The sequence below is a fragment of the Tistrella mobilis KA081020-065 genome (genome assembly GCF_000264455.2).
Taxonomy (GTDB): domain Bacteria; phylum Pseudomonadota; class Alphaproteobacteria; order Tistrellales; family Tistrellaceae; genus Tistrella; species Tistrella mobilis.
Map to the genome: position 1 here is coordinate 830,992 of NC_017956.1, position 18,128 is coordinate 849,119.

General features: G+C 71.0%; 16 protein-coding genes and 1 tRNA gene. 9 read left to right on the forward strand and 8 right to left on the reverse strand.

Annotation, left to right across the window (positions count from 1 at the left end):
• The first annotated feature begins 73 nt into the window (after positions 1-73).
• Positions 74-1,456: a hypothetical protein gene (locus tag TMO_RS03765; RefSeq protein WP_014744263.1), complete on the forward strand. Its 1,383-nt coding sequence runs from the start codon at positions 74-76 to the stop codon at positions 1,454-1,456.
• A gap of 128 nt (positions 1,457-1,584) precedes the next feature.
• Here TMO_RS03765 and TMO_RS03770 read toward each other — a convergent pair whose 3' ends face one another.
• Both TMO_RS03770 and TMO_RS03775 read right to left on the reverse strand, forming a co-directional pair.
• Entirely contained in the window at positions 1,585-1,962 is a 378-nt protein-coding gene (locus TMO_RS03770; RefSeq protein WP_014744264.1) for an ArsC/Spx/MgsR family protein, read from the reverse strand.
• A complete protein-coding gene (locus TMO_RS03775; RefSeq protein ID WP_014744265.1) occupies positions 1,962-3,161 on the reverse strand; it encodes a M14-type cytosolic carboxypeptidase in 1,200 nt (399 codons plus the stop codon). The genes TMO_RS03770 and TMO_RS03775 overlap by 1 nt, the downstream gene beginning before the upstream one ends.
• A gap of 128 nt (positions 3,162-3,289) precedes the next feature.
• On the opposite strand from TMO_RS03775, the gene TMO_RS03780 reads away from it, so the two are divergent.
• From TMO_RS03780 to TMO_RS03790, 3 genes are all read left to right on the forward strand, one after another.
• Entirely contained in the window at positions 3,290-4,474 is a 1,185-nt protein-coding gene (locus tag TMO_RS03780; RefSeq protein WP_014744266.1) for a trans-sulfuration enzyme family protein, read from the forward strand.
• Between the two features lie 61 nt (positions 4,475-4,535).
• Positions 4,536-4,628, forward strand: a tRNA-Ser gene (locus TMO_RS03785).
• Between the two features lie 414 nt (positions 4,629-5,042).
• Positions 5,043-6,629: a DEAD/DEAH box helicase gene (locus TMO_RS03790; protein WP_014744267.1), complete on the forward strand. Its 1,587-nt coding sequence runs from the start codon at positions 5,043-5,045 to the stop codon at positions 6,627-6,629.
• A gap of 116 nt (positions 6,630-6,745) precedes the next feature.
• On the opposite strand, the gene TMO_RS31515 is transcribed toward TMO_RS03790, so the two are convergent.
• The 6 genes from TMO_RS31515 to TMO_RS03820 form a co-directional block, all read right to left on the reverse strand.
• On the reverse strand, positions 6,746-8,428 hold the full coding sequence (locus TMO_RS31515; RefSeq protein WP_014744268.1) for a methyl-accepting chemotaxis protein: 1,683 nt from the start codon (positions 8,426-8,428) through the stop codon (positions 6,746-6,748).
• A 94-nt stretch (positions 8,429-8,522) separates the two neighbouring features.
• Positions 8,523-9,398, reverse strand: a complete 876-nt coding sequence (locus TMO_RS03800; protein WP_081598760.1) for a PhzF family phenazine biosynthesis protein — start codon at positions 9,396-9,398, stop codon at positions 8,523-8,525.
• The gene (locus tag TMO_RS03805) at positions 9,395-10,654 is read right to left on the reverse strand and encodes an MFS transporter (RefSeq protein WP_014744270.1); all 1,260 of its coding nucleotides are present in this window, start codon (positions 10,652-10,654) and stop codon (positions 9,395-9,397) included. The genes TMO_RS03800 and TMO_RS03805 overlap by 4 nt, the downstream gene beginning before the upstream one ends.
• Positions 10,642-11,823, reverse strand: a complete 1,182-nt coding sequence (locus TMO_RS29015) for a C45 family autoproteolytic acyltransferase/hydolase (RefSeq protein WP_014744271.1) — start codon at positions 11,821-11,823, stop codon at positions 10,642-10,644. The genes TMO_RS03805 and TMO_RS29015 overlap by 13 nt, the downstream gene beginning before the upstream one ends.
• A complete protein-coding gene (locus tag TMO_RS03815; RefSeq protein WP_041604817.1) occupies positions 11,820-12,794 on the reverse strand; it encodes an ATP-grasp domain-containing protein in 975 nt (324 codons plus the stop codon). The genes TMO_RS29015 and TMO_RS03815 overlap by 4 nt, the downstream gene beginning before the upstream one ends.
• A gap of 58 nt (positions 12,795-12,852) precedes the next feature.
• Complete coding sequence (locus TMO_RS03820) at positions 12,853-14,352, reverse strand: MATE family efflux transporter (RefSeq protein WP_014744273.1); 1,500 nt, start codon at positions 14,350-14,352, stop codon at positions 12,853-12,855.
• A gap of 294 nt (positions 14,353-14,646) precedes the next feature.
• Here TMO_RS03820 and TMO_RS03825 point away from each other — a divergent pair, with 294 nt between their 5' ends.
• The 5 genes from TMO_RS03825 to TMO_RS31520 all read left to right on the forward strand — a co-directional run bounded on the left by TMO_RS03825 (position 14,647) and on the right by TMO_RS31520 (position 18,114).
• Positions 14,647-15,549: an EamA family transporter gene (locus TMO_RS03825; RefSeq protein ID WP_014744274.1), complete on the forward strand. Its 903-nt coding sequence runs from the start codon at positions 14,647-14,649 to the stop codon at positions 15,547-15,549.
• Between the two features lie 20 nt (positions 15,550-15,569).
• Positions 15,570-16,331, forward strand: coding sequence for a DUF6065 family protein (locus tag TMO_RS03830; protein ID WP_014744275.1), 762 nt, complete (start codon positions 15,570-15,572; stop codon positions 16,329-16,331).
• A 73-nt stretch (positions 16,332-16,404) separates the two neighbouring features.
• Positions 16,405-17,283 (forward strand): adenylate/guanylate cyclase domain-containing protein, encoded by an 879-nt coding sequence (locus tag TMO_RS32530; protein WP_014744276.1) that lies wholly within the window; start codon positions 16,405-16,407, stop codon positions 17,281-17,283.
• 5 nt (positions 17,284-17,288) lie between these two features.
• Positions 17,289-17,639: a GGDEF domain-containing protein gene (locus TMO_RS32535; protein WP_014744277.1), complete on the forward strand. Its 351-nt coding sequence runs from the start codon at positions 17,289-17,291 to the stop codon at positions 17,637-17,639.
• A 301-nt stretch (positions 17,640-17,940) separates the two neighbouring features.
• Complete coding sequence (locus TMO_RS31520) at positions 17,941-18,114, forward strand: hypothetical protein (RefSeq protein ID WP_014744278.1); 174 nt, start codon at positions 17,941-17,943, stop codon at positions 18,112-18,114.
• Positions 18,115-18,128: the final 14 nt, after the last annotated feature.

Below are 18,128 nucleotides of genomic sequence, written 5' to 3' on the forward strand. Positions count from 1 at the left end.
TATCAAACCATAAAAACACCTGTAGACGGGGCGAGTCATGAAAGCTGGTGTCCATCCGAGCCGTGCGCTGTGCATGGCCCTTGCGTTCTGCGGCCTGGCAGCCGCATCCCTCCCTGCGGCAGCGGCCGACGGCCTGGTGATCCCGCAGCCGATGCCGGGCGGTTTCAACTTCCCCACCCCGGGTTACGTGATCGGGCAGTGGGGCGATGCAAACGACCAGACGGCCATCACCGGACATGGCTGGGAGATCTGGCAGGCGATGACCCAGCCCACCGGCCAGAACAACCTGCCGGTCTGGGACACCTGGGTGTCGGAGGCCCAGATTTTCGGCCAGACGAGCAAAACCGGTACCAAGGCCGCAGCGGAGACCGATGCGCTTGGCGCCGTTCAGGGCCAGCTGGAGCGCGGCGTCGCCCTGCCGCAGCTCAGGCCGCTCAGGATTCCGCGCCAGTTCTCTCACACCCCGCATGGCCGTAACGCGCTGGCGGCGACCGCGTCGCAGGGATCGGTGATCGTCGAGACCGAGCGCTTCAACGACGCCACGGCCATCTTCGTCTCCACGCCGCAGGTCACCCCTTACGGTACCTTCAAGGTGAACAACGGCAGCAGCCTTCAGGCCTATGCCGCCGCCTTCCCGGCCAATACCTCGACCGGGGCCCGGGCCGTGCGCGACTTCCCCGAAACCGGGATGGAGACCAAACCGGTCTTCGGCTATGTGAAGGCCACGACGCCCACCGCCGTGCCCTACTGGCAGGGCACCGGCGCGGTCAACACCGACAACGACCCGGCCCTGGGCTATTACGTCCAGAACTGGAACGACTGCGTGATCGTCGACCCGTCGAACACGGCGACCACGGGCATGACGAAGCTTTCGGCGGCGCCGACCCCGGGCAGCTTCTTCCAGGATCCGCAGCTCAGCTGCAGCAGTTATTACACGGCGCCGATCGGCATGTTCTATGCCTTCGCGATGACGGCGGCCCAGGCGCAGGGCTTCGCCAATGCCAACGTCGCCGCCGGCGACATGGCGGTGCTGGTCGCCATGCATGTCAGCACCAAAGAGCAGGATCCCTGGACCTGGCAGACCTTCTACTGGCAGGGCATGTCCGAATTCCAGACCTCGGAAGGCCCCGGCTCCATGACCGGTCAGCCCGCGGAACTTGCGGCACCCTGGAACGCCTATGCCATGTGCACGGCCTATTCTCAGCAGGTCAACGGCCAGATGCTGGTCTGCTACAACCCCTATCTTGAGACCAATCCGGGCATTCCCTCGGGCATCACCTCGAACTGCATGACCTGCCATGGCATGGCGGCGGTCTATCCGGCCGGATCCCAGAGCCAGACGCCGAGCTACCCCGCCAGTTACGACCAGCCGGTGGCCTTCGACGATCCGGCGCTGTTCGGCAATGCCATGAAGACCGACTTCTCGTGGAGCATGGCGGATCAGGTGTTTGATTGAGGGAGGGGAGGGGAGTCTTTTAGTCCCTCGGCCCAAGCGGGCGTTCCACGCCCTTGGCCGCCGCCGCAATGGCGGCTTGCACCGGCCACCGTCTGGTGGCCGGCGCGGTGCGTTGGCAGGGGGCTGCGTCAGATGCCGAGGGCGGCTTTGGCGGCGGTGTCGAAGCCCAGGGCGATGACACGGCCGTCCTCGTCGGTGAAGACCGGGCGCTTGACCAGGGTGGGTTCGCGGGCGAGCAGGGCGGCCAGGGCAGCGCGGTCGCCGGTGCCCGCGATCGCCGCCTCGACCACGGCCCGATCGGCGTCACCCAGATTGCGCCAGGTGGTGGAGCGGCGGTTGACCAGCCGGTCGGCGCCGATCTGGTCCAGCCAGGCGCCGGCCTCTTCGGCCTTGAGCGCGTCGTCGCGCAGGTCGCGGATCCGGTGGGCGCGGTCTGCGGCTTCCAGCGCCTTCGCCGCCTTGCGGCAGGTGTCGCAGGTCTTGATGCCGTTCAGCGTGGGGAGCATCAGCGGGCGTGTCCCGTCTTGAGGGTGGGGGCCATCTCGGCCAGGACGTCGAGGCAGGCGCGGGCCAGCCGCCGGCAGCCCGCGGGCGACCAGCCTTCTTCCGCATCCGGTGCCTCGACGCAATCCTTGAACGGCTGTTCCAGCGTCATCGCCAGCGCGCCGAAGGTGTTGGCCACCCAGTTGGTGCACATCGACAGATCGCCGGTCTGCGGCCGGGCGGCCGGATAGCCGATCCGGGTCTGGAAATCGGGCGAGACCTCGTCCAGCCGGCCGCGATAGCACGTCAGCAGGTCCAGCTGCCCCGGGCGCAGATCGGGGATGCCCTCGAAGCCGGCGATGAAATTATGCGGCAGCGCCTCGTCGCCATGGACGTCCAGGCAGAAGGCGACGCCGGTCTGGAGCATGGCCGCGCGCACCACCGCCACCTCGGGGCTGCGGGCCAGGGTGGGGGCCGCCCATTCCCGGTTCAGATTGGCGCCGGCGGCATTGGCCCGCAGATGGCCGCGGAAGCTGCCATCGGGGTTCATGTTCGGCACCACCACCAGATCTGCCGCGGCACGCAAGCCCGCGGCCACCGGGTCGGCGGCATCGGTCAGCCGGTCGAGCGCGCCCTCCATCCACCAGCTGGCCATGGTCTCCCCCGGATGCTGGCGGCCGATGATCCAGCAGACCGGCCGGCTGCCGTCGAAGGCGCCCATCGCCAGCGCATCGAGCGGCCGGCCATCGACGGTGCTGCCCAGGCGGATCCGCCGCACCCCGGGCCGGCTGCCGGCCCGCGCCACCAGATCGGCATGGGCCGACAGGTCGTAGGGCGCGAAATAGGCCAGTTCGACCTGATCGGCTTCGATCTGATCGGCATCAATGTCCAGATCCAGGCTCAGCACCCGGCCGTCGTAGCGGCCCGGCACCCGGGTCCAGCGGCTGCGATCGGTGGAGACGACCGGGCGATAGCCGTCGAAGCCCTTGGGATAGGTGCAGCTGCCGGCATTCAGCAGCCGCACTGTCACCGGCCGGCCGGTGATGCCCGACAGCCTGACGTCGAACCACTGGCGGAAGCTGCAACCGGCATCGGTGCGGATGGCGAGGTCGACCACCGTCCGGCCGCCGGCCGTGCCAATGGCGATCAGATCGCCATTGCCGCCGTCGAAGCGGCTGTCGACGGCGATGCCGGATGGGGCGGGGAATCCGGTGGCGGTCATGGGGCTGGCGCTCCTGAGAAGGTGCCTTGTGGCGGGACGCAGGTCTTGTCCGGCGCGGGATCGGGGCGACATATGATGTGTCGTCAGGTCTCTGCCCAGACCGGACGCGCATTGTGAAAGGAGTGGCCGTGACCGACAAGACCGACGCTGCGCGCCCGCTCGCGCCCGCGACCGTTGCCGCCCGGGCCACCGGGCGGGTCGATCCCGCGACCGGTGCCGTCGTGCCGCCGATCCACCCCGCCACGACCTATGAACGGGCGGCGGATCTGTCCTATCCAAGGGGGCGTGTCTACACCCGGGCCGACAACCCCAATTACGACGCGCCTGAAGCGGTGCTGACCGAGCTGGAAGGCGGGGCGGAAAGCCTGGTCTTCGCCTCGGGCGTGGCGGCCGCCGTGACCCTGTTCCAGGCCCTGCCCCAGGGCGCGCGGGTGGTGGCGCCCGAGATCATGTATTGGGGCCTGCGCAAATGGCTGATCGAGGTGGGCCGCCCCGCGGGGCTGGGCGTCGCCTTCGTCGACATGACCGATCAGCAGGCGCTGGCGGCGGCGCTGGATGAAGGGGCGGATCTGGTCTGGGTGGAAAGCCCGGCCAACCCGCTCTGGGGAATTACCGACATCGCGGCGGCAGCCCGGCTCGCCCATCGTGCCGGGGCCGTGCTGGCGGTGGATTCGACCGCCGCCACCCCGATCCTGACCCGGCCGATCGAACACGGCGCCGATATCGTGATGCATTCGGCGACCAAGTATCTGAACGGCCATTCCGACGTGCTTGCCGGCACGCTGACGGTGGCACCGGGGCTGGCCGGCGATCCGCTCTGGGCCCGGGTGCGGCAGCTCCGGTCGATGTCGGGCAATATTCCGGGGCCGTTCGAGGCCTGGCTGCTGCTGCGCGGCATGCGCACCCTGGCGCTGCGGGTGGAGCGCGCCTCGGCCAATGCGCTGGCCATCGCGCAGCATTTCGCGCGCGACCCGCGGCTCGATGCCGTGCTCTATCCGGGCCTGCCCGATTTCCCCGGCCACGAGATCGCCCAACGCCAGATGACCGGCGGCTTCGGCGGCATGCTGTCGATCCGGGTGGCGGGGGGCCGCGACCGCGCGATCGATGTTGCGGCGCGGCTGCGCCTCTTCGCCCGTGCAACCTCGCTCGGCGGGGTCGAAAGCCTGGTCGAACACCGGGCGAGCGTGGAGGGCAAGGACAGTCCCGTACCCGACGATCTGCTCAGGATTTCGGTCGGGATCGAGGCGGCGGCGGATCTGATCGCCGACCTGGACCAGGCGCTGGGCAAGGCGCCCGCAGGCGATGCGCAGTGATCGTCCCGCTTGTCGTTGACAAGCCGATGACGCACGGTTATCTAGACGCACGACCTGCCGTGGAGGGGTGGCCGAGTGGCTGAAGGCGGCGGTTTGCTAAACCGTTATAGGGTCTAAAGCCCTATCGAGGGTTCGAATCCCTTCTCCTCCGCCAGTTCCGAAGGCCCCGGCCGAGCGCTGCTCGACCGGGGCCTTCGCGCATCCGGCATCTCCACGCAGGGCAGGCCCGGGCATTTCGCACTTGCGGCAGGTACCCGCGGGTGTTACTCAGGCAATCCGATCGGTGGCGGTCCCGCCCGCCACCCATAAAACCTCAAACGGGCATGTTCGGGCTTTACTGCTCCGCGACCTGCCACCCGCCGGGCGCCCCGGCCGCGTGACGAACCGCAAACGGTCTCCCCGTGGGACACCGGGTTCGCCGTCCTGGCGCCGATCTGCGGCGGACGCCCATGACTGGCCCAGGCACGCGGGGCACGTCCCTTACTTATCCGGCTGCCGGTATGTCCGCAGCCGGCGTGGCTTTTTGCCCGCCGGTCGCGGCGGCGCCACCCGTTCGAAAGACCGACCCTTGACCAATTTCTCCGAGCTTGGCCTGTCCGAGACGCTGCTTCGCGCCCTGGACCAGGCGGGCTACGTGACGCCGACCCCCATCCAGGAACAGGCCATCCCGCATCTGGTGGCGGGTCGTGACCTGTTGGGCATCGCCCAGACCGGCACCGGCAAGACCGCCGCCTTCGCGCTGCCGATCCTGAACCGGATCGCCGCCGACCGGAACCGCGCCAACATGCCGGGCCGCACGCGCTGCCTGATCCTGGCTCCGACCCGCGAACTGGCCGCCCAGATCGCCGACAACATCAAGACCTATGCCCGCCATATGCGCGTGCATGTGGCCGTGGTGGTGGGCGGCGTCAGCGCCGGCCCGCAGATCCGCGCCATTGCCCGCGGCCTCGACATCCTGGTGGCGACGCCGGGCCGTCTGGTCGACCATCTGGACAGCGGCGTGCTGAAGCTGGACCGCACCGAGGTGGTGGTGCTGGACGAGGCCGACCACATGCTCGACCTCGGCTTCATCATCCCGATCCGCCGGATCCTGGCCAAGCTGCCGACCCGTCGGCAGAGCCTGTTCTTCTCGGCGACCATGCCGAAGGAGATCGGTGCGCTGGCCGGTGAGATGCTGCGTGATCCGATCGAAGTGTCGGTGACCCCGGTCGCCACCACGGCCGAGCGGGTCGAGCAGCGCGTGGTGCGCATCGAGCCCGCCCGCAAGCGCGGTGTGCTGATCGAGCTGCTGGAGTCCGAAGGCGTTCACCGCGCCCTGGTCTTCACCCGCACCAAGCGCGGTGCCGACCGTGTTGCACATGACCTTGAAGTCGCCGGCCTGCCGGCGGCCGCCATCCATGGCAATAAGAGCCAGAGCCAGCGCGAGCGGGCCCTCGGCGGTTTCCGTGACGGCCGGGTGCGGATCCTGGTCGCCACCGACATCGCGGCGCGCGGCATCGACGTCTCGGGCGTCAGCCATGTGTTCAACTACGAACTGCCCGACGTGCCCGAGAGCTATGTCCACCGCATCGGCCGCACCGCGCGTGCCGGCGCCGAAGGTATCGCCATCACGCTCTGCGCCGATGACGAGCTGGGCCTGCTGCGTGACATCGAGCGTCTGACCCGTCAGACCCTGCCGATCGACGAGCGTCGCACGGCCGAATCGATCGCCTCGGCACCCGAGCGCCTGCCCCAGCGTCAGCCGATGCGCAATGGCCGCCCTGCCTCCAAGGCGCGCCCCGGCGGCGGCGTCGGCCGGCCTGCCGGCCGCGGCCATGGCCGCCCGGGCGAGCGCAGCGAGCGCGGCGAGGGTGCGCCCCGGCCGCAGCGTCCGCAGCGCCAGGGCCAGCGCGCTCATGGCGATCGGCCCCACAGCGATCGGCCCCACAGCGATCGGGCCCATAGCGATCGGGCCCAGGGTGAGCGCTCCTTCGGTGAGCGGTCGCAGGGCGACGGCTTCCGGGGCGACGGCTTCCGTGGGGATCGGCCGCATGGCGATCGCCCCCAGCGCGACCGGCCCCAGCGCGCGCGCCCGCCGCGCGGCGACCGGCCCCAGGGCCAGCAGGGCCGTGGCGGTGAAGGCCGTCCGCGCCGGCAGGGTCAGTATGCCGGCTGAGACGTTGTGCCGGGTGAGCCGGTACGCCGGCTGATCCCGGCCTCGGGCATCAGAACGAAAATGAAAGGCGCGGTTCCGGAAACGGGACCGCGCCTTTCATCTGTTTTTGGGCTGACTCACGCGCTCCGGACGGTGCCGAGGAAGCCGTCGATCTGGCCCTTCAACCCCCGGGCGCGGGCGCCGAGATCGTCGGTCACCTGCTGCAATTCGGCGGCCTGATCGCCGGTGCGGCGCACGGCGCCGGTGACACGACCGAGACCGGCCGAGACATCGCGGCTGCCGGCGGCCGCCTGATCCACCCGGCCGGCGATTTCGCGGGTGGCGGCGCCCTGACGCTCCACCGCGGCCGCGACGGTGGCGGTGATGCCGTCGATCTCGCCGATGGTGGTGCCGATCCGGCCGATCACCGTCACCACCCGGCCGGTCTCGCTCTGGATGCCGCCGATCCGCTCGGCGATTTCGGCGGTGGCGCGGGCGGTCTGGTCGGCAAGCTGCTTCACTTCCGAGGCGACGACCGCGAAGCCCTTGCCGGCGTCGCCTGCACGCGCCGCCTCGATCGTGGCGTTGAGCGCCAGAAGATTGGTCTGTTCGGCAATCTCTGAAATCAGGCCCACCACCTGGCCGATCCGGCTGGCGGCGTCGGCGAGTGTGGTGATCTGGGCATTGGCCTCGCGGGCCTGACGGGCGGCATCGGCAGCAAGCCCGCCGCTGCGCGCGGTCTCGCGCCCGATATCGGCGATCGAGGCCGCCAGCGCCTCGGCCGCTTCGGCGACCGCCTTCACATTTGCCGCCGATACCTCGGACACGCGGCCGACCTCGCCCGCATCGCCGGTGGCGGCATCGGCCAGACCGCGCATCTCGCGCGCCGTTCCTTCCATGCCGGCGACCGCCGCGATCACCTGGCGCAGCGCCTCGGACACTTCGTGGTCGAAGCGCCGGCAGGCGGCCTCGATCTCGGCCGTGCGGCGTTCGCGACGCGCGGTCTCTTCGGCGCGTTCGGCGGTGAGCCGGTCGTTGCTGAGTGCGGTGTTGCGGAAGACCTCCACCGCCTGGGCCATGCGGCCGATCTCGTCGCGCCGGCCGGTGCCGGGCACCTCGGCGGCGGTATCGCCCGCCGCCAGCGCCGTCATGCGCTGCGCCATGCGGTCGATCGACCGGCCGGCATCGCGGCCGATGATCAGGCTGACCGACAGCACCAGCAGGGTGGCGAAGCCGGCGGTGACCAGCAGAATGGTCATCAGCCGGGCATTGTCGGCCTGGGCCTCGGCGGCGACGGTGCCGCTCACCGCCTCAATCTCGTCGCCGAGCGTGCCCATGCGGGTCTCGAGCGCGTCGAAAGCGTCGATGAAGGCGGGGAAGCCGGCCTCGGCCCGGGCGCGATCCCGGGCCGCCGCCGTCACGATGGCCTCTGCGGCCCGCACATAGGCATCCACCGCGGCGGTGACCGCCGGAAGCTGGGCCGCGATCCCGGGCGAGACGTTCAGATCGCGCAGGCTGGCCATCGCGGCGCGAAACTCCTGGGCATGCTCCACCAGATCGGCCGACACCGCGGCCCGATCCGCCGCCGGGGCATCGGGGGCCAGGCGCAGGGCCATCAGCACATCGGCGCGCAGGGCATCATGCATCATGTCGCCCTGCATCTGCTGGCGCACCGCCGCGGTCACCCGGGTCACGGCCGAGAGCCCGTCGTCGGAGCGGATCAGCCCCAGAATGCCGGCGCCGCCCGCGGCGGCAATCAGCACGACGGACACAAGGCTCGACCAGGTGAGCCGGGCCCGGATTGACGAGGATCGTGACATCTCCCCTCCTTTCACGTACGGGGGCAGGATGCCGGCGGCACCCTCGTGTCACGATCGTAACTGTCTGCAATTTAAGAAAGTGTTTAGAAAGACTTTAGATGGTGACGCGCCCTGATACGAGCCAGTCCGTCCCTGCCGGATCGAGCCGCTGCACGCCGATCGATGTGGTCCCGGTCAGAATGCCTGGCCCCTGATCGATGACGGCCGCCTCAATCCGGCCCGTTCCCTGATGTTCCAGATCGAGCAGGGGGGCGGCGGCCGCGCCGCCGGTCGCCGGATCCTCGGCGATGCCGAGCCCTGCGGGGAAATGGCGGGCGCGGATGCAGAGGCAGCCGTTCTCCGCCTGACCGGCGAGGGCATAGAGGTAGAGGCCGGTGGCGCCGGTCCGTCCGGCCAGCCGGGCGACCGTGGCGGGATCGGGCACCGCCCGGCCCACCAGTGCCGGATCTTCCAGCCTGAGGACGAGCTTGGGCCGGGCGGCGCCGGCAAGCGCCGGCGGGAAGGCGTCGAGCCCCGCGCAGAGCCCGGTTGCGGCGGCGATATCGGCGCGGAGCGCTGCGCCGTCCGCGATCGGCCGGTGGTGATTGCCGGCAAGCCGGATCGCCGCCCCCGGCGGGCGATGATCGGCCGGCACCGGGCTGACCGTCTGCGGCCCGGCGGCGGTGGCGATGACCAGCGCCCGGTCACGCGCCTGCCCGTGCTGCCAGAGCCGGACCGCACCTGCCAGCAGCCCGTGCAGGCAGAGCGTGATCTCAGACGCCGGCAGGAAAAACCGCGCCCGCCAGCCGGTGTCCGGATCGGGCTGAAGCCAGGTGACTTCGGCGCCGTGTCGCTGGGCCAGCGCGCGTGCCCGGGCTTCGGTGCCGCCCAGCTGCACCAGGGCCGGGTTGCCGCCGCTGCCGTCGGCGCGGCAGAAGGCCATGGCCGGCCGTTCCGATGCCGGCCGTTCGGAGGTGGGGGCGGGCGTCATCTGCGCGCCGCCCGGCCGGGGACCGCGGCGCCCTCTACCCTGCGGGCGACATCGACCAGCAGCCAGCCGGCCAGCAGGCCGCCGGCCAGAAACAGCGCCGCCATCACCTGGGGCGGGACATGGCCGACCGCGGCGACACCAGCGGCCCCGGTCATCAGCGCCAGGCGGAAGCCCAGATTCATCACCGCCGCCGCCCGGCTGCGGCCGGCTTCGGGCGCGAGTGCGGCCATCAGCGCCAGCTTGGGCGGGGCATAGAGCAATTCGCCCACCGTGAACAGGGCGGTGAAGCCGATCAGCAGCCAGGCATCGGTCGACCAGCCCAGCACCCAGAACCCGGCGGCGAAGAGCGCGAAACCGATGGTGAGGCGGCCGGTATCCGACATGTTCCGCGCCAGGATCTGAACCAGCGGCGCCAGGGCCACCACCATCAGCCCGTTTTCGATCCGGAGCAGGCCGAACAGGCCCGGGCCGTCGAGCGCCAGATGCAGGCCCGACCAGTCGATCAGCTTGATCGTTCCGGGCAGACTGCCCAGCCGCACCGCCACGTAATGGGCGAGCTGGGCCGCCACCGCCAGCGAGAGCGCCACGCCTGCGGCATAGCGCAGGAACAGCCGGTCGCGCAGCACCTCGGCATAACCGGCCAGCATCTCGGCCGGTCGGAAGGGGGCCGGCCGCTCCACCGGCCGGGTTTCGACCAGGGCGAGCGCCAGCGCGAGCGTCACGGCCGCCGCGAGCCCGGCGATGCCGGCGAGCAGCCAGCCGAACCACAAGCCATAGGCGGCCGCCCCGGCCAGCGTCCCGCTGGCGCGCGCGACATTGGTCACCCAGTAGACCGCGCCATAGATCTGCCGCCGCCGTTCGGGCGTTGCGAGGTCGATCACCGTCGCCTCGGCGGTGGGGGTGGAGATGCCGGCGGCGATGGCGAGGGCGAGGAAAGGCAGGGCGGCGATCCAGGCGGCGAGCACCGGGTCGGCGGCGCGGGTTTCGGGCAGCACCGCGAGTGCGAGTGCGGCGGCAGCCAGCGCCCGGCCGGCTTCGGCCGGTACCAGCACCCGGCGCCGGCCGCGGGTATCGGCCAGATGTCCGGCCCAGATGCCCGCCACCGTCGCGCCCGCGAAGGCCGCGAAGATCAGCAGCCCGGCCGTGCCGGTGCCGAGGCGTTCGGCGAACAGCAGCGCCATGAAGGGGAAGATGGCGGCCTCGGCGAATTTTTCGAGGAAGAGCACCGCCAGGCGGAGCCGGATCACCCGTTCCATGACGCGTCCTCCAGCCGCCAGGTGGTGAAGGGGGTATCGCAGGCGGTGCCGAGGGCGACATCCATCCGCCGGGCGGCCGGGTCCAGGATCACACTCGCAACCGTGCGGCCCAGCCGCGGGCTGTTGCGGCCATGGGCGCAGATCGACAACGGCGCATTGGCATGGTCGGCGAGCACGGCCCGTGCATCTCCGGCTCCGGCAGCACCCTCCGCCCAAGGGCTTTCGGCGAAGATCTCGTCCAGCCGCGCCGTCCGCAGACGGGTGGACGACCAGGCCGGCACCCGGTCGAGCGGCGCCAGATCGGGATGCAGGTAATGATTGCAATGGGTAAGCCGCGCCTGGGGCAGGCCCGGACCGGGATCGAGCCGCCGGCAGCTGTCGATGGTGGTCTCGATCATCCGGTGGCCGGTGCCGTCGGCCAGGGTGTAGCAGCGCGAGGTGGCGCGCGGCAGGCGGGCGATGGCGGCTTCGGCCGCATCGGCATCGGCCAGGCCCAGCAGATGACGGACGATCAGATAGGGCGGCGGTGCCACCTGCCAGCCGGGGGCGACCACCATGTTGATGCCGATGGCGAGCCCGGCCCGGTTGAGGCCGAGGAAGCCCAGCTGGCCGAGCGGCGCCCAGGCCAGCGACCGCCCGCCCGGCCCGTCGCCATCCAGGTCGAGCACGGTGCCGAGCCCGTCCATATCGCCCGGCAGATCGGCGGTCTGGGCGATCAGCGAGCGGCCGTCCGCGCCGGTGAAAGCAAGCGTGGTGCAGCCTTCGAGCCCGCCCGACCGGTCTTCGGGCTGTGCGGCCCCTGCAACCACCGGCCCGGTGCCGGGGGCGGCAAGCTCGCGCCTCAACTGCAGGATCAGCGCATCGGCAAGCGGGATACCGGCGCCCTCGGCCAGGCCCTCGATCTCTGCCATCACCTCGGGCAGCAGATCGGCGATCGGGGCTGCGAAGGTGAGCGCCAGCCGTCGCGCGGCCTCGCGGCCCAGCGGTTCCGGCCGCAGCCGGTCCAGATGGGCGACGTCCTCGTCCAGAAAAGCGCGGATCGCCGGGCCGAGGGCCTGGCCGATGCTGCGGCCCCGCGCCCGCGCCGGCCCCCGGGCGCGGATCGGCCAGGCCAGGCCCGAAAGCAGCTCTGCCGCGGTCGCGCGGCGGGTGGGCTGAACCAGGCTCATGCCGCCTGCCTCCGCCTGAGGCCGTCGCCGGCCAGGCGGATCAGGCTCTGGGCCAGCAGGTCGACCGCCTGACGTGCCAGCGGCTCCAGTACCGGGCGGTTCGGCCCGGCAAGGGTCGCGGCGGTGTAGATGCCGGGCGTCATGTTGACCTCCAGGATCACCGGGCCGCGGCCCGGCACCTCGATCAGGTCGACACCGGCGAGCGGCGCATCGACCGCACGCGCCGCCGCCGTGGCAAGGCGGGCGAGGGCGGGCGGGATGCTGGTCAGCGCTTCGGCCCTGCCGCCGGCATGCAGATTGGCGACGAAGGCCCCCGGGGCGGCGTGGCGGCGGAAGGCATAGACCGGCCGGTGATCGACGCATTGAATGCGCAGATCGCTGCCGTCATTGGGCAGGAATTCCTGAAGATAGAGCGGCAGCCGCGCGGCCCCGGCCTCGGCCAGACGGGCGATCAGCTCGGCGCGGTGGCCGAGCGGGCCGACCCCGCCGCCCTTGGTGCCCAGGCAGGGTTTCACCACCATCGGCAGGCCAAGCCCGGCGATCAGCACGTCGGGATCGGCATCGGCGCCCGCGATCAGGGTGCGGGCATGGGGCAGGCCGGCGGCGGCGAGGCGGAGCGACAGGGTGGGCTTCAACTGGCCGGGATCGAGCACGGCCGCCCGGTTCATCACCGGCACCCCGGCCATTTCCAGCGCCTTGAGCAGCCAGAGCCCGGCATCGCGTGCGGCAAGCGATGTCCAGCCCAGGCAGGCATCGGGGGTGAGCGGGCTGCCATCCGCCTCGAGGATCACCGGCCGCCGGCCGTCGATGCGGATGGTGAGGGCTTCCGGGCGGCGGATGATCGGGCGGGCGCCGCGTGCCCGCAATGCGCCGTCGATGGCAGTGACGTCGGCCGTGGTCTCGCGCGCCAGGACCAGCACGGCCGGGCGCGGGCGACTGCCGGCGCCGGAGTGCGGAGCGGGGGAGGGCATCGCCGATCTCTCCGTGGTTGAGTGACCGGCGATTTATACGCCCTTAACTATGACGGGATCAAGCGACCTCGGGAAGTGCGCCGGGCGCGGGCGGGGTCCGCATCCCGGCGGCACCGGCGGGGACGAGCCCCAGCCGGTGCCGCCGGGTCCAGCGCGTCAGCATCAGCACCGCCACGGTGGCGAGGCCTGAGGCCAGGCCGATCCAGAGCCCGGTGCCGCCCATGTCCAGCCCGAAGGCGAGGCCAGAGCCCACCCCCAGCCCAACGCCCCAATAGCCGAGGCCGGCATAGATCATGGGAACGGCGGTGTCCTTGAGCCCGCGGAGCAGGCCCGCCCCCACCGCCTGGGCGCCGTCGGCCAGCTGGAAGATGGCCGCGATGCCCAGGAAGCCGACCGCGATCGCCGTGGTCTCGGCCACCGCCGGATCGTTGCCGTCCAGGAAGAAGCCGATCAGCGTGCGGGGCATGGTCAGCATCACGATGGCCGAGAGCGCCATGAAGCCGATGCCGAGCAGGATGGCGGCACGGCCCGCTTCGCGGATCCGTCCGGCATCGCCCCGGCCGGCGGCGATGCCGACCCGCACGGTGCCCGCCTGGGCCACCCCCATCGGCACCATGAAGGTGACGGCGGCCAGCTGCAGCGCGATGGCGTGGGCGGCGAGCTGGTTGGTGCCGATCAGCCCCATCAGGAAGGCGGCGGCGTTGAAGACGGTTACCTCGAAGCCCATGGTCAGGCTGATCGGCAGACCGATCTTCAGCATCTCGCGAAGCCGCGGCCAGTCCGTCCGCCACCAGCGGCCATAGAGCGCGAAGCGGTTGAAGCGGCGGTCGGCCAGGGTGACCAGCGCCAGCGCGCCGAACAGGAAGATGTTGGCGAGCGTGCTGGCGATGCCGGCTCCCTCCAGCCCCAGCGCCGGCAGGCCGAAATGCCCCAGCACCAGGCCCAGATCGAGCACGGCGTTGACCGCGACCGCCGCGATGGTGATCACCATCGCAGGCCGCGGCCGGCCGAGGGCCGAGATGAAGTTGCGGAGCACCACGAACCACAGCGCCGGCAGGATGCCCCAGCGCAGCGTGTCGACATAGACCGCGGCGGCGGCGGCCAGATCGGGCGCCTGGCCCATGGCCCGCAGGATGGTCTCCGTCTGGCCCAGCACCAGGATCCAGGCGGTCGAGACGGCAAGGCAGAGCCACAGCCCCTGACGCACGGTGCGCCTGAGATCGCGGACCATGCCCAGCCTGGCGCCCACCGCCTGGGCGAGCATCGGGGCGGTGGCCATGGCAAGGCCCATACCGTAGATGAACAGCGCGAAATAGAGATTGGCGCCGAGGGTGGCGGCTGCCAGTGCCTCGGGGCCCAGCCGGCCGATCACCAGCACGTCCGTGGTGGTGATCGCCATCTGGGCGAGGTTGGTCAGCACGATTGGCCAGGCGAGGGCGAAGGTCGCCCTTACCTCGCGCATGAACGGGGCCTCGCGCACGAACGGGGTCTGTGCGCCGGCCGCGGGGGGAGCGATGCCGGTCATGATCTCTGGTGCCGAAATGGTGAATGCGCGCACGGAATCCGGCGACGGCGGCTGGCTGACCGGCGGGGGGCCTTGCACCTGCCCCGGAAGGGGGATGCGGCCTGCCATGGTCATGGCCGTCTGACGGTCCGAGGATGGCGGGGCTGCGATGGCAGCCTGGGCTGTTGTCGCCATCCGGCGCCCGAGCCGTACAGAATACGCGCAGATCGTGACGTGACACCCGCGCGGGAATTGCGGGTCTGGCTCGCAGGATTCGCATGGTATACCAATATCCGGCATAATGGTATACCAATGCCCATAACAACCGGATGAGGGCGGGGCAAGGGCATGGTCGAAACCTGGGTGGTGGTCACGGCGGCCGCGGCCGCGCTGCAGGCGTCGCGCACGGCGCTTCAGCAGCGGCTGCGCGGGCTGCTGAGCGTTCAGGGCGCAGGTTTCGTGCGCTATGCCTATGGGGCGCCGGTGTCGCTGGCGGCGCTGGCGGTCGTTGCTGCCTCTCCCGCCGGTGTGCCGGATCTGACGCTCGCCCATGCCGGCTGGTGCGCGCTGGCCGGCATCGCCCAGATCCTGGGGACCAATCTGCTGATCATGTCCTTCGGTGCCCGCGGCTTCGCGGTGGGCACGGTCTATTCCAAGGCGGAGACCGTGATCGTGGCCCTGGTCGGTTGGGCGGTGCTGGGAGAGGCCCTGGCTGCAACGGCCTGGGCCGGCATTCTGGTGTGTATGGCCGGCGTGGTGGCGCTGGCCACCCGCGGCAACCGCGAAGGACTGAAGGCTCTGGCGCGCGGCGCCGGCGACCGGGCGGCGCTTTACGGGCTGGGGGCCGGGGCGATGTTCGCCGTCGCCTCGGTCTGCATCCGGGCGGGTGCGCTGGAGCTGGGGCAGGGCGACGCCTTTCCGCGGGCGATCGCGACGCTGGCGGTGATGAACTCCATCCAGGCGGTGCTGATGGGCGTCTGGCTGCTGGCCCGCGAGCCCGCAACCTTCACTGCCGTGTTCCGCACCTGGCGCAGTTCCTCGCTGGTGGGCCTGCTCAGCGTCACCGGCTCGGCCGGCTGGGCCTGGGCCATGACGCTGGAGACCGCGGCGCTGGTGCGCGCCTTCGGCCAGGTGGAACTGGTCTTCACCGTGATCATGGGCCGGCTGCTGCTGGGCGAGACGCCCAAGGCCGCCGACATCCCCGGAAGCCTGGCGGTGATCCTGGGTGTGCTGCTGGTGCTGCTCGCCTGAAGGCGCTAGTCTTTGGGCCCATGAGCGATGCGGACGACATCACCCGGCTGACCGCCTTTTCCCTGGGCGCCGACGGCCCGGCCATCCGGCCGGCGCCGGTGGAGCGGGCATGGATGGATGCCACCCCCCAGGGCTTCGCCTATCGCTGCCTGCCGCTCGCCATCGCCAATGCCTGGGGATGGGAACTGCTGAACCCGGCCGGCTTCACCGCGGTCTGGACGGGGGACGAGGCGCCGGCGGGGGTGGTGGTGACACCCGACGACCCCGCGGCGGCGGTGCCCGCGGTCGGGCATTTCGGATCGGGCATCCTGACCTTCCATGTCCCCTGGCTGTTCCGCACCGCGCCCGAGGTGGCGCTGATGGTGCAGGGGCCGGTCAACCGGCCCAAGGATGCGATCGCCGGTCTGCAGGGGCTGGTGGAAACCGGCTGGTCGCCCTTCGGCTTCACCATGAACTGGCGCTTCACCCGCACGGACACGCCGGTGCGGTTCGAGGCGGGGGAGCCTTTCGCCGCGATCGTGCCGGTGCTGCCGGCCCTGGTGGAGGCGATGCGGCCCGAGATCCGCCCGATCGCGAGCGAGCCCGAGACCGAGCGCGCCCACGCCGCCTTCGTTGCCGGCCGGTCCGCCTTCATCGAGGCCCTGGGTGACGAGGGAAGCCTGGAGCGCCGGGCCGGCTGGCAGAAGGATTATTTCCGCGGCCGCACGCCGGACGGCAATGCCGCCGGGGGCCCCCATCGCACGAAGCTGAAACTCGCGCCCTTCATCCGCCGCGACGGATGATGACGCGGTTCCGCTCCACCCGTTCCGGGAGATCGATGCACGGCCGCTTCGTCTGAATGACCTGCGCAGCCGCGTGGCCCTGCTTGCCCTGGTGCTGATCGCCGTGCTGGTGATCGGCCTGCAGACCCTGATCGGCCGGCGCGCCGCCGACCAGATGGCGGCCGAGATCGGTGCCGGGCTGGCAGAGGTGGCGCAGCAGGTCGCCGACCGTTTCGACCGCGAGATCTGGAGCCGGTCCAACGAGAGCCTGCTGTCCGCCACCGACCGGCCGGTGGTGATCGACACCCACCGCCGGGCCATGGGTGTCGATGGCACCCCCGGGCCGCATCTGCTGAACGTTGCAGCGCCCGCGGTGACGCCTGATGGCGCCCGTCACGGCACGCTGATCGCGTGGCTGGGCTGGGATTGGGGCCGCGACATTCAGCGCGATCTGGGCCGGGCGCTGCGTCGCGACCGGCCGCTGGAGATCCTGGTCGCCGACGCGGCCGGGCAGGTGATCATCGGCCCGGAAGCTGCAATCGGGCAACCGGTGCCCCGCAGCTCGGCGATGCCGGCGGCGGACGGCCGCAACGGCTGGGGGGCCGCCGGCTGGATCGCCCGGCCGCTGCGGCGTATCGCCCAGGCGGCCGACCGGATCAGGTCGGGTGACGACGGGGTGGAAATCTCCGAGGTCGGCGGCGCGACCGAGGTGGAACTGCTGTCGCGGTCGCTGCGTGCGCTGATCGACCGGCTGACCCACAGCCGCAGTGAACTGGACCAGGCTCTGTCGGCGGCCGGGCGCGACGCGCTGACCGGCCTGCCCAACCGCCGCTTCTTCGACGAGGTGCTGCATCTGCTGACCGACCGGATCGCGGCCCATAACGGCACGCTGGGCGTGATCTTCATGGATCTGGACGGGGGTTCAAGGATGTCAACGACGTTCACGGCCATGCGGCGGGCGATCAGCTGCTGATCACGGTGGCCGGCCGGCTGGCGCATGCGGTGCGCGAGCGTGACGTCGCCATCCGTCTGGGCGGTGACGAATTCGTCGTGCTGCTGGATCTGGAAGGCGAGGATCCGGCGGGCCAGGCCAGGCGGACCGCCGAACGGCTGATCGCCCTGGTCGGGCTGCCGGTGCCGCTGGGCGAGGGGGCCGCCGTCACCGTCGGCGGCAGTGCGGGCGTCGCCCTCTGGCCGGCGGATCATGCCGATCCGCGCGAGGTGCTGGAGCTGGCGGACGCCGCCCTCTACGCGGTCAAGCGCGGCGGGCGCGGCCATGTCCGGCTGCATGACGGGGCGGCCCGGGGTTTCGTCTCCCGGAATAAGTAGGACAAGAAAGTTGCCATAGTTGTGGCGAATCCGACATAAACGTTCGATTTTGCACATTTGCCGCTGGACAGCCGACATGGCATCCGCATAAGGTCCATGACAGTGTTATCGATACGGTGATCTGCCGGACGATGACGTGACAGCCGGAATACCCGGTCGACAAGCGTCGCGATGTCGGCCATCATGCGGTCAGACGTGGTCCATAAGACGCCACCAGCCGTATGAGCCTTACACGACGGCGGTGACACACCGTCGGGACCAGACACCCACCAGGACCAGAGACCCGGGAACCCGGAAGCAGATGTACGACGATCCGCGCCACACCGCCATTGCCGCACGCCGCCGCGCTTCCGCGCAGGCCGCGGTGATTGCACGTGCCGAGGCGCGGCGCGCGGAACTGTTCCTGATGGCCTCCGGTGGCGTGATCGTCATCCTCCTTGGCCTTGCCCTCTCGCTTCGACTTATCGGCCCCTGAGCGCCGCACGGTCA

Excerpts from the sequence above, each read along its gene's own strand:
- TMO_RS03765 (WP_014744263.1), top strand. The coding sequence starts at position 74 with ATGGCCCTTGCGTTCTGCGGCCTGGCAGCCGCATCCCTCCCTGCGGCA.
- TMO_RS31515 (WP_014744268.1), bottom strand. The coding sequence starts at position 8,428 with ATGTCACGATCCTCGTCAATCCGGGCCCGGCTCACCTGGTCGAGCCTT.
- TMO_RS29015 (WP_014744271.1), bottom strand. The coding sequence starts at position 11,823 with ATGAGCCTGGTTCAGCCCACCCGCCGCGCGACCGCGGCAGAGCTGCTT.
- TMO_RS03800 (WP_081598760.1), bottom strand. The coding sequence starts at position 9,398 with ATGACGCCCGCCCCCACCTCCGAACGGCCGGCATCGGAACGGCCGGCC.
- TMO_RS31520 (WP_014744278.1), top strand. The coding sequence starts at position 17,941 with ATGTACGACGATCCGCGCCACACCGCCATTGCCGCACGCCGCCGCGCT.
- TMO_RS03830 (WP_014744275.1), top strand. The coding sequence starts at position 15,570 with ATGAGCGATGCGGACGACATCACCCGGCTGACCGCCTTTTCCCTGGGC.
- TMO_RS03775 (WP_014744265.1), bottom strand. The coding sequence starts at position 3,161 with ATGACCGCCACCGGATTCCCCGCCCCATCCGGCATCGCCGTCGACAGC.
- TMO_RS03815 (WP_041604817.1), bottom strand. The coding sequence starts at position 12,794 with ATGCCCTCCCCCGCTCCGCACTCCGGCGCCGGCAGTCGCCCGCGCCCG.
- TMO_RS03825 (WP_014744274.1), top strand. The coding sequence starts at position 14,647 with ATGGTCGAAACCTGGGTGGTGGTCACGGCGGCCGCGGCCGCGCTGCAG.
- TMO_RS03770 (WP_014744264.1), bottom strand. The coding sequence starts at position 1,962 with ATGCTCCCCACGCTGAACGGCATCAAGACCTGCGACACCTGCCGCAAG.
- TMO_RS03805 (WP_014744270.1), bottom strand. The coding sequence starts at position 10,654 with ATGGAACGGGTGATCCGGCTCCGCCTGGCGGTGCTCTTCCTCGAAAAA.